The sequence below is a fragment of the Streptococcus sp. GMD1S genome, from assembly GCF_000296875.1.
In the GTDB taxonomy this organism is placed as follows: Bacteria; Bacillota; Bacilli; order Lactobacillales; family Streptococcaceae; genus Streptococcus.
Window position 1 is genome coordinate 1 of sequence record NZ_AJQY01000123.1, and the last position, 1611, is coordinate 1611.

Genomic DNA, 1611 nt, shown 5'->3' on the forward strand with positions numbered 1-1611 from the left:
TATGGCTTTATCACAACGACTCCAAAACCTCACTGGGCAAATGTAGACCTACTTGGTGCCCTTCGCCGCTACCTCAACGTACCTATGTATTTCACAACAGATGTAAACAGCTCTGCCTATGGTGAAGTGGTTGCTCGTAACAATGCTGGTGGTCGTATCGAAAACTTGGTTTACTACACGATCGGTACAGGGATTGGTGCAGGTGTTATCCAACGTGGTGAGTTTATCGGTGGTGTCGGTCACCCTGAAATGGGTCACTACTATGTGGCTAAACACCCAATGGATGTGGAGAAAGAATTTAACGGCGTTTGTCCTTTCCACAAGGGCTGTTTGGAAGGCTTTGCGGCTGGACCAAGTTTGGAAGCTCGTACAGGTATTCGTGGTGAAAACATCGAACTCAACAGTTCTGTCTGGGATGTTCAAGCCTACTATATCGCTCAGGCTGCGGTCAATGCTACTGTGACTTTCCGTCCAGATGTGATCGTCTTTGGTGGTGGGGTTATGGCCCAACAACACATGCTGGACCGTGTGCGTGAGAAATTTACAGCTCTTCTAAATGGTTACCTACCAGTACCAGACGTGCGTGACTACATTGTCACTCCAGCAGTTGCAGGCAATGGTTCTGCCACACTTGGAAACTTTGTCCTCGCTAAGAGTGTCGCAAAATAAAACAAAGAAACCATCCGCTTGGGAAACCAAACGGATGTTTTGTTTGATGAAAATGTTTTTGAGCCTTTCCTTAAGTGATTACGGACGGTAGCGACTTTCTTCGAAATTCCATACCTAAACTTTGAGCCTAATGTCTCAAAGTTCCCGAACACCTGAAACCATTAGATTTCAGGTGTTTTTATCACGACGGAAAGGCTGGGTAAGTCCTCGATTCACTATCGAAAAATAGGCATGATTTCCATACTAAAGTATATTTAGTATCAGGCTATTTTCTATTCTCAAAACATCTGCCAGAAGAAATCAATGATATAGGTCAAACCATAAGTATAAACCACTAGAGTAAAGGGCTTGGTCAGAATGATGATAATCATATAGCGTTTGAAGGTCATCTTGGTCAGGGCAGCCAGCATACAGAGAAAGTCAGCTGGACTGACAGGCCAGATCATCATAAAGATAAAGAACCGCTCGAAACGATTGCCCTTATCTAGCCAACCGATATACTTGTCATAGGTGCGTTTGCTGACGACGGACTGGACAAAGGCAGCTCCGTAGAGGCGCACGAGATAAAAGATAATGGCACAGCCAATCACGATGCCGATATAGTTATAGATAGTCCCGATGATGTGGCCGTAAATAAAGACCCCAGCCACTGAGGTCAAAGCTCCCGGAATGATCGGAACAACAGTTTGTAGGATCTGTAAAAAGATAAAGAGTGGTGGCCCCCAAACCCCAGCTTGCTGGATAAAGGCTGATAGGGTTTCCTTGGACTGTAATACTCCTGCCTGATAGGCCCAAATACAGAAAATCAAGGTGCCGACTCCCCCGACGATAGATGAGATATTGATGACTTGCTGAAGAAGGGGAGAAACAGCTTTCATTTGCTTATCCTGTGACATGTAAACTCCTCATAGATAGTATGATTCTACTATACCATATTTTGTG

At 44.8% G+C, this 1611-nt stretch carries 2 protein-coding genes; one reads left to right on the forward strand and one right to left on the reverse strand.

Going from position 1 to position 1611, the window contains the following annotated elements:
- Positions 1-669 (forward strand): fructokinase ScrK (gene scrK / locus GMD1S_RS07560; protein WP_000328214.1); only part of this gene is annotated, 669 nt, incomplete at its 5' end.
- A gap of 278 nt (positions 670-947) precedes the next feature.
- On the opposite strand, the gene GMD1S_RS07565 is transcribed toward scrK, so the two are convergent.
- Positions 948-1565, reverse strand: coding sequence for a TVP38/TMEM64 family protein (locus GMD1S_RS07565; RefSeq protein ID WP_000076176.1), 618 nt, complete (start codon positions 1563-1565; stop codon positions 948-950).
- Between the last annotated feature and the right edge of the window lie 46 nt (positions 1566-1611).

Excerpts from the sequence above, each read along its gene's own strand:
- GMD1S_RS07565 (WP_000076176.1), bottom strand. The coding sequence starts at position 1,565 with ATGTCACAGGATAAGCAAATGAAAGCTGTTTCTCCCCTTCTTCAGCAA.